The organism is Burkholderia sp. BCC1047 (assembly GCF_902833155.1).
Lineage (GTDB): Bacteria > Pseudomonadota > Gammaproteobacteria > Burkholderiales > Burkholderiaceae > Burkholderia > Burkholderia sola.
Genome location: NZ_CADFEH010000072.1, coordinates 1 through 7590 on the forward strand (window position 1 = coordinate 1; position 7590 = coordinate 7590).

General features: G+C 55.4%; 9 protein-coding genes. 7 read left to right on the top strand and 2 right to left on the bottom strand.

The genetic code is table 11. The features are described 5' to 3' along the window. The first annotated feature begins 132 nt into the window (after window positions 1–132). Both HWX55_RS35740 and HWX55_RS35745 read left to right on the top strand, forming a co-directional pair. The gene (locus tag HWX55_RS35740; protein ID WP_244140708.1) at window positions 133–288 is read left to right on the top strand and encodes a hypothetical protein; all 156 of its coding nucleotides are present in this window, start codon (window positions 133–135) and stop codon (window positions 286–288) included. 487 nt (window positions 289–775) lie between these two features. Further along, window positions 776–1249: a GNAT family N-acetyltransferase gene (locus HWX55_RS35745; RefSeq protein WP_175979079.1), complete on the top strand. Its 474-nt coding sequence runs from the start codon at window positions 776–778 to the stop codon at window positions 1247–1249. Window positions 1250–1365: 116 nt separating this feature from the next. On the opposite strand, the gene HWX55_RS36395 is transcribed toward HWX55_RS35745, so the two are convergent. Further along, entirely contained in the window at window positions 1366–1491 is a 126-nt protein-coding gene (locus tag HWX55_RS36395; protein ID WP_279612710.1) for a hypothetical protein, read from the bottom strand. On the opposite strand from HWX55_RS36395, the gene HWX55_RS35750 reads away from it, so the two are divergent. From HWX55_RS35750 to HWX55_RS35765, 4 genes are all read left to right on the top strand, one after another. Continuing rightward, window positions 1490–2380, top strand: a complete 891-nt coding sequence (locus HWX55_RS35750; protein WP_175979080.1) for an amino acid ABC transporter substrate-binding protein — start codon at window positions 1490–1492, stop codon at window positions 2378–2380. The genes HWX55_RS36395 and HWX55_RS35750 overlap by 2 nt on opposite strands. Before the next feature lie 314 nt (window positions 2381–2694). Beyond that, the gene (locus HWX55_RS35755) at window positions 2695–3216 is read left to right on the top strand and encodes a hypothetical protein (protein WP_175979081.1); all 522 of its coding nucleotides are present in this window, start codon (window positions 2695–2697) and stop codon (window positions 3214–3216) included. 977 nt (window positions 3217–4193) lie between these two features. Then, window positions 4194–4730, top strand: coding sequence for a DUF5625 family protein (locus HWX55_RS35760; RefSeq protein WP_175979082.1), 537 nt, complete (start codon window positions 4194–4196; stop codon window positions 4728–4730). A gap of 187 nt (window positions 4731–4917) precedes the next feature. Then, window positions 4918–5466, top strand: a complete 549-nt coding sequence (locus HWX55_RS35765) for a nucleotidyltransferase family protein (RefSeq protein WP_244140709.1) — start codon at window positions 4918–4920, stop codon at window positions 5464–5466. A gap of 320 nt (window positions 5467–5786) precedes the next feature. Here HWX55_RS35765 and HWX55_RS35770 read toward each other — a convergent pair whose 3' ends face one another. Continuing rightward, window positions 5787–6248 (bottom strand): Rid family hydrolase, encoded by a 462-nt coding sequence (locus HWX55_RS35770; protein WP_175979084.1) that lies wholly within the window; start codon window positions 6246–6248, stop codon window positions 5787–5789. 217 nt (window positions 6249–6465) lie between these two features. Between HWX55_RS35770 and HWX55_RS35775 the strand changes: the two genes are divergently transcribed. Continuing rightward, window positions 6466–7365 carry a LysR substrate-binding domain-containing protein gene (locus HWX55_RS35775; RefSeq protein WP_175979085.1) on the top strand — a complete coding sequence of 300 codons (900 nt, stop codon included), beginning with the start codon at window positions 6466–6468 and terminating at the stop codon, window positions 7363–7365. Window positions 7366–7590 lie beyond the last annotated feature (225 nt).

A 7590-nucleotide genomic window follows, 5' to 3' on the forward strand; every position in this document is an offset into this window, starting at 1 on the left:
AGCTATCGTTTCAGAAACAGCACGACACAGCCAAAAAAGGAGAGAAAGAAGACCCAGATACCCACCGAATAACCCGCAAAGCTGGTCCAAGGGGTGGGTCAGAATTCAATGCAAATCGTGGGTCAGGATTCCATGCAAATCAACATGCTTGCTTTTGGTTTTGTCCTGATACCGCGATCGCGCGAATTCTTTGCGCTCAACCACGATCAGGTGAAAGATTGGTTTCGCCACGAATATCCCCATGCATTCAAAACATCTTCCGTGCCCGAACCGGGACAAACTACGTAGATCGCAACGCAGCATGGCTCGGGAAACGCCACGTCGTATGTGGGGATCGGACTTACCCGAGACATGATCGACTGACCGCTTTGTAGATATTCCGTCGACCGCTCAGGGTCGGCAACCGCCGGCTGCATCCGTTGGTTGGCGGCCAATTGGAGCCGCTCGTGGTCGTTGCCTGAACCGGTGACAATCTTGAGATCGCTATTGACAGCTACGCTCTAGAACGGCATTCTCCCCTTATGAACTACGACACGCGCAATTTTATGATGTGCACCATGACCGCCACTGGCGAGTCGTGGGAATCGTGACGTTCATACATCACACATAGATTTCCTCAACGGCCCCGCCAGTCATGACGGGGCCGTATCTTTTCGACCGCTCCGTTTTATATTGGCTCAAACAGGAGTGGTTACATGCACGACAAAGTATCTGTTTTCCAGAGTCTGAGTCTTATCGACGCCTGGTCTCGGCTGCTCGCGCCGAGGAACTCCCAATGCTGACGATACGCAAAGCCACCAGTGGCGACGTGCTCGATGCGTGGGATATTCGAAAGACTTCAGTGCTTGCCGCGTGCGCTAAAGATTATCCGAAAGCATCCCTGTCGGCGTGGGTTGACGGCTCACCAACCGACAAATGGGCCAGCGTTGTCGAACGCGACTTTTACGTAGCCGTCGACGAGGGATTGGTCGTTGGCACCGGGATGCTTACCGCCGCAAGCTGGCATGTAGATGCAATTTTCGTCCGGCCGTCTCACATGGGGCGTGGTATCGGACGCCAGATGCTGCAGTTGCTCGAAGCGTTGGCTCGCGATCAGGGACTTGCCTTGATGCGGCTCGATGCCACGCTGAACGCGGCACCTTTTTATCGTTATTGTGGTTGGGCGGGGGATTCCATTTCGACGTATCGAACATCCCGCGGGCTGGAATTGGCTTGCGTGCCGATGACTAAGCGTGTCGCCCCGCCTTAGCATGATTCCCACAGCGACTGCTGCCGCTCGCAGTCGGAAAAACATGAGGCTGAATGGCCGCAATCGGGAACGCTGTCAGACCGTTGACTGAGTCAATCGCGGGCGATTGACCCCGCTTAAAGTAAATTCACGTCGAACTTGATGGACGCGCGGTGAGGGATGCGACGCGCGGCCTGATACTGACGGAAACGGCTCGGGAAATCGAGCTTTTGCGGGGTAAACGTCATGAACAGAGGCATCATGAGACATCAATCCTTTTGCATGCTCGCCGCACTATTCGCGGGGTATGTCACGTCGACGACTGCCTGTGCGCAGACGTTAGACAAAATCTCCCGGTCCAATCAAATCGTCGTTTCGTACAGGGAAGCCGCCGTGCCGTTCAGCTATCTGCTGACACCGCATAAAGCCGTCGGCTTTTCGATAGACGTAACCGAAGCAATCGTCGACGACGTTCGCAAGGCACTTCGCAGACCGGACCTGAGGGTCGCTTACGTGCCGGTTACCGGTCAAAATCGAATTCCGCTGCTCGTCAATGGTTCTTACGACCTGGAGTGCGGATCGACGACAAATACATCGGCTCGCGGCAAGGACGTCGCGTTTTCGATCAATTACTTTTATGCCGGTACGCGCCTGATGGCGAAACAGGCGTCGCGCATCAGCGACTATGCCGACCTCGCGCATAAGGCTGTCGTGACAGTCGGTGGAAGTACGAACGAAAAAACGCTGCGACGCCAACTCGAAGCACAGCACATCGATGCCGAAGTCGTGCTGACAAAGGACTATGCAGAGGCACTAAAGATCGTCGCGGACGACAAGGCGGCAGCACTCGCGCTAGATGATGTTCTGCTTTACGGGCTGAGGGCGAACGCGGGGGACCCGAGCATGTGGGTCGTGACAGGGGACGCGTTGCAGGTGGAGCCCTACGCATGTATGGTGCGCAAAGACGATCCTGCGTTCAAGCGACTCGTCGATGGCACGCTCACTCGGCTCATGAAAAATGGTGAATTCACTCGCCTGTACGCAAAGTGGTTCGAATCACCGATTCCGCCGCGTGGCGCGAATCTCGACATGCCAATGAGCGCGGCGCTAAAGGGAAATCTGGTCATGCGCAGCGACCGTCCTGCACAATGACGAGCCAAAGGCTGGGGTGTAGATCTCGGCGTAGGTTTATGTGCCAAGCCTTGTCAGACAGGGCACAGGTACTGCTGCATCATTGGAGTTACGGGGGCAGGTGCTGCTGCTGGTTGCGCGCTCATGTGCCCGGGAAAAGTTGCTTTGGCTGCCGAAGTTTACCAGTGGCTCCAATGTGAGAGAGCGAAGTTCGCCTTTCGGCCAATTTCCGATGATCAAGACAGGTGATTATCGGCCAGCAGAGGTCGATCGACTTCTGGCGTAGGATTGTCATTGATCGCGTTGCGCTATTCGCGAGCTGCGGGGGAGCCACCTTGATCGAATTGCTTGAGCCCTTTTCTCGCCAAATGGCCGGAGACCTTCTCTCAGCCTTCCCGAGCTGGAGGAGCCATTTCTCTATTGTTGCCCGCGCTGGCGAGAATTATTTCAATGTTCGGGTGCCGTCGCTCGCAGGATCGAAAGGTGGCCCCTTAGAGGTTTCTTCCTTGTACAACGACGAGGTGACGGTTTTTTACGCAGCAACCCATCGGCATTTCTTCTCCGTTCTGGGCAATGCCGAAGAGGCCGGTGGTGCAGTCGAGTTCATCCGGAAGATACTGGACGAACACCTTGCCGTGGTCTCATACATTTGCACGGGCGATGCAACTATACGAGACGGGGTTTTTGCAAGCGTCGCAGTCCGGGTGGACCAGATTCCGCGCACAAACTATGAGTATTACTACTCTACTTCGATGCGCGTGCGCTCATGGAAGGGCACTTTCGACGCCGACTTCGCTGCCCCGTACGTCAGAGACAGGCCGATGGGTAGTGATGGGCGAGCGCAGGACTTGGCGTAGGTTTGCGCATCGGGCCCCGTCAAGCATCTGTTTAACGGTGATGTGTAAATATTCCTAAGTAGTTCGGTACAACCAAAACGAGCACTGCACACGCCACAATACCCCGCATGCAGTACAGATACACCTTGCCACCGCGGCTCTTGATTATGTGACGCGCCGCATGGCTATCGCGACTAATCCGGCTAAGTAAGAGGCCGCAACCGACCGTAACGAGACCGATGATTAGAATCGACGCAAACCCAAACGAAACAATCGATACCAGCAGACAGAGCGCAAGAAGGACATGGAGAACGAGTAGGCTGACGAAGATCTTGGATTGATTTGCCGCATTTTTTCCATATTGCACCTCCTGTCGGAAGGCTTCGAAAGCGGTGGTCGTATATGCCCGACGGGGGCAAAGAATGTCGCGGACGCGCCTATCATGTGTGTCGCCCATTCATCATCGGATATGGGACGCAGTATTGCAAATGGATGTGGACCGCGAATGCATAGACAACGAAAAGCCCGCTGATAGCGGGCTGCTCTGGCCGCAACGAGTTTGCTGTAGCAGTGGCCGAATGCCGCGCGTCATTCCATCTCCTGACCGACGGGGTGGCGTAAGTCTTGGCGTAGCTTTGCGTATCTAGCCTTGTCAGATAAGGCGCAGGTACTGCTGCATCATTGGGGTGACGGGTGCAGGTGCTGCGGTGGGTCGCATGCTCATGTGACCGGGAAAAGTTGCTTTGGCTGCCCGAGTTTACCAGCGGCCACACGGGACCGCTCGAAGTTCGCCATCCGGCCAGTCGTCAGCGTTGGCGGCTTCAGCTATCGGCAGCCATGAACGGGCCGTCGACATCGAGGCCGCGATCGTCGACAATCGAATCATTGGCGGCAGCGCAACCGCGTTCTAGCTATCTTCCGCGACCTCTTCACCCCGAGGGCAGCCGCGGAACTTGGCGTTTCGAACAATGGCATGAGGGGTTGTCCCGGGAGCGGCGATGAAAGCGACAAGATCGATAGGTCGGCGTATAGGCTTTCTATTCATATTGGCTTTCGCTGCGATGCCGATTTGCAGTGTCGCGACAAGTAAAATATATGAGGTTTTTCTTCCAATAGATGCAAGTAGGTCCGGGGCATCGGCAAGCGCAGAAGTCGAAATAACCGAGGCGCGTTTGTATATCTTTTACCTCGCATTTCGCTACAAAAACGAAGAAGAGCGAAAGCGACTCGTCACATTGGTGGGGGATGGCGGCCGTTTGCATACCGGCGAGTATGCCAATCCTGGCGTCGTGCAACGTGCCAATTTGACACTGACGGCCACCACTGGAAACGCGTCGATTAATGTCGACAGAACTATTGAGGGTATTGCTGCGCACGAGCTCGGCGCCAATCTTAGCGGCGCATATGATCGCACGATCTATTCTTCTGTTTTGCGGCCGGGGCTGTACCATATGAAGATCACGATCCTTCAGGGAAGGCGGGAGTTCGAAGGGTTTGAGTCTGCTATTTCTGTTGGGGTTCGACCGGGTCGGTAACGGCCAGTCCGCAGAAAGCGAAGGCATGGGCATTAGCGTATGCCGCCGAGATCAGCATCAATCGCAGGTCAAGCCGGAGTTTCCCCCCACCGGCGGCCGTTCGATCACGCACAGTGCCTCCCAGCGTTATCATTTTGAAAATAGAGAGTAATGATCTATGTCGGCAGCGGACTTGGAAGCGCGCCTCGTGACGATCGTACGACAGTCGGAATGGTTCTGGCCGGCGCTTGTGGCTGCCCGTAGTTTGAATCTTCACTCGTGGTGTATCGGAGCAGGGGCGATACGCAATCTTGTTTGGGATGAACTGCACGCATTTCAGCCGCCATCCGCGCTGTCGGACATTGATGTCGCTCACTTTGATCCGAACGATTTCTCAGCTACGCGGGACCTGAGCCTTCAGCGCCGGTTGTCTGACATGCTCCCACGTGTGCCGTGGGAGGTTACCAATCAAGCGGCCGTCCACATCTGGTTCGAGCGAACATTCGGCCATCAAGTTGCACCGCTACATTCTCTCAAAGACGCTGTCGCATCATGGCCGGAATTCGCGACCTCAATCGGAGTGGTCCTTCGTGGCGACGATTCGATCGAGGTTATCGCGCCGCATGGGCTCGACGACCTCTTCGCGATGGTGGTTCGCCGAAATCCCCAGCGCGTTAGTGTCGAGACCTACCGGAAACGTATTGAGGCAAAACAATACCGAAAGCGCTGGCCTCGTGTCGTCGTGGTGCCTTGCTGATCACCTCGTCGTATAAGCGTAGGTCGTGGCGTAGGTTTGCGTGCAGAGTCTTGTCAGGTAAGGCGCAGGTACTGCTGCATCATTGGAGTGACGGTTGCAGTACTGCCGTGGGTTGCGTGCTCATGTGACCGGGAAAGTTGCTTTGGCAGCCCGAGTTTACCAGCGGCCTGAACGGGACTGCTCCAAGTTCGCCATCGGGCCAGTTGTCGGCGATGGCAAGAGGCTGCAACTCGGCCATGAACCGCCCTTCGACTGCCGCGCCTGGATTGTCGACAATGAATTAGAATCGATGAAAAAAGATCAGATCGATGGTGGTGCGATCAGACCTTCACGACCATCGACGCTGTCACGGTCACTTCGACCAACCACCCTGGTTCGACAAGTCCCACTACCTGTGCACGAGTCCGGGTGGGCAGATGAGGTTGTGCTGCCGAGCCGAAATACTCGGCATAGACGCTCGAAAAACTGCCGTAGTCTGGCACACCATTTTTCCCGGGCTCAGCAACGAAAAGAGCCTGCACGGTAATCACGTCGCCTAATGTATACCCTTTACCTTCGAGGATTCGCTGAATCTGATCCAACACGCTTTTCGTTTGCGTTTTCAAATCGCCGAAATAGCTTACCGTGTGCGGATCGCCGTCGAGACTCGCCGGCAGCGCGCCTACCCCACTCAACGTGATAGTTTTCGCGTTCGCGGGGACCTCAATTGCTTCCGAAAATTCTCGTGCCCACGATGCTTCGAGGTGCGCGGGGGTACGGTGTCGCACAAGGGTGTCGCTCATTAGGTACTCCAATGTGATGCCGATTGACATGATGCCGTCAGTCGTGCGCACCAATCACGCGTGACGAGCTCGCTCATCGATCAATCGGGATATCGATGAGTGTCGACTCGTGATGGTACTTAGGTCGTGATGATCGGGAAAATGAATTAATTCGATACAATTGTTCGATACTATCGATCGATAGTGTTACGCAGATCAATGGTCCAGCGAGAGACATATGGAACTTCGCCACCTTCGCTATTTCCTGGCTATTGTTGAGTTCAACAACCTTTCACGGGCAGCTGAAAAGATGTGCGTTGCGCAATCCACGCTGTCGCACGCCCTTCGTCAGCTCGAAGAGCAACTGGGCATCGTGTTGTTCGACAGAGTTGGGCGAACCATTCGCCTCACACAGGCAGGCCGGGTTTTTCACGACTATGCGGCGCGCGTGTGCAACGAAACGATGCGAGCCAAGCGTGCCATGCAGGAACTCAACGAGCTCGACGCAGGTACCTTTACTTTGGGCGCTATCCCGGTATTTCCGCTTTCATTTCTGCCTGGGGCAGTCTCGTCCTTCAATCAGCAGTATCCGAAGGTTCGGATCGTGGTTCAGGATCTTCTCGCGGCGGAGCTTGAGGAAAAGTTGGCACTGGGTACACTCGATCTCGGTATTGCATTCCATCCCGCTTCACGGAACGACGTTGAATCCCAGTATCTTTTCACGGAGAGACTTGTCTTGGCCGTCGGTCGGGACCACCCATTCGCACAAAAGCACCGGATTCAATGGAAAACGCTTGATTCGATTCCCCTTGCGCTCCTCGCGCCAAAGTTTTCGACGCGCATCCTAATTGAAGATGCGTTCAGGGCTGCCAAAGTGCAACCGCGGGTAGTCGTAGAAATGGATACCACGGTGTCGCTTCTTGCGGTCGCTGCGGAAGGCAAGCTTGCAACCGTCGTTCCTGAACGTGCCGGAGCAGGCTTCGAAAACATCAACCTGATACCTATAACGCATCCGGAATTGTCCCGAAAGCTTGGCTTGCTATGGCCGAAGGGGACTGGACGGACTCGCGTCACGATGACTTTCGCACATATGCTTAGGGATGTGTCCGCGAATGTGCGACATGGCCAGAAAACGTGATCCGTGGTCAGTTCAATCCTGCTTGGTGGAATTCTCACACCGTGGGCATGCAGCCAAACGGGTGCACTTACTCTGATTCTCGGAGCGCCTGCGCCGTGTTGACTGACCGCTATCGGGAAAACCAAGTGACTGCGGATTCAACCGGTCGATGCAACGGATTGATGGAACCGCTGGGCGGGTGTGTCAAAGTTTAGCGTCTTACGCGGACGCTCGTTGAGACGCCTC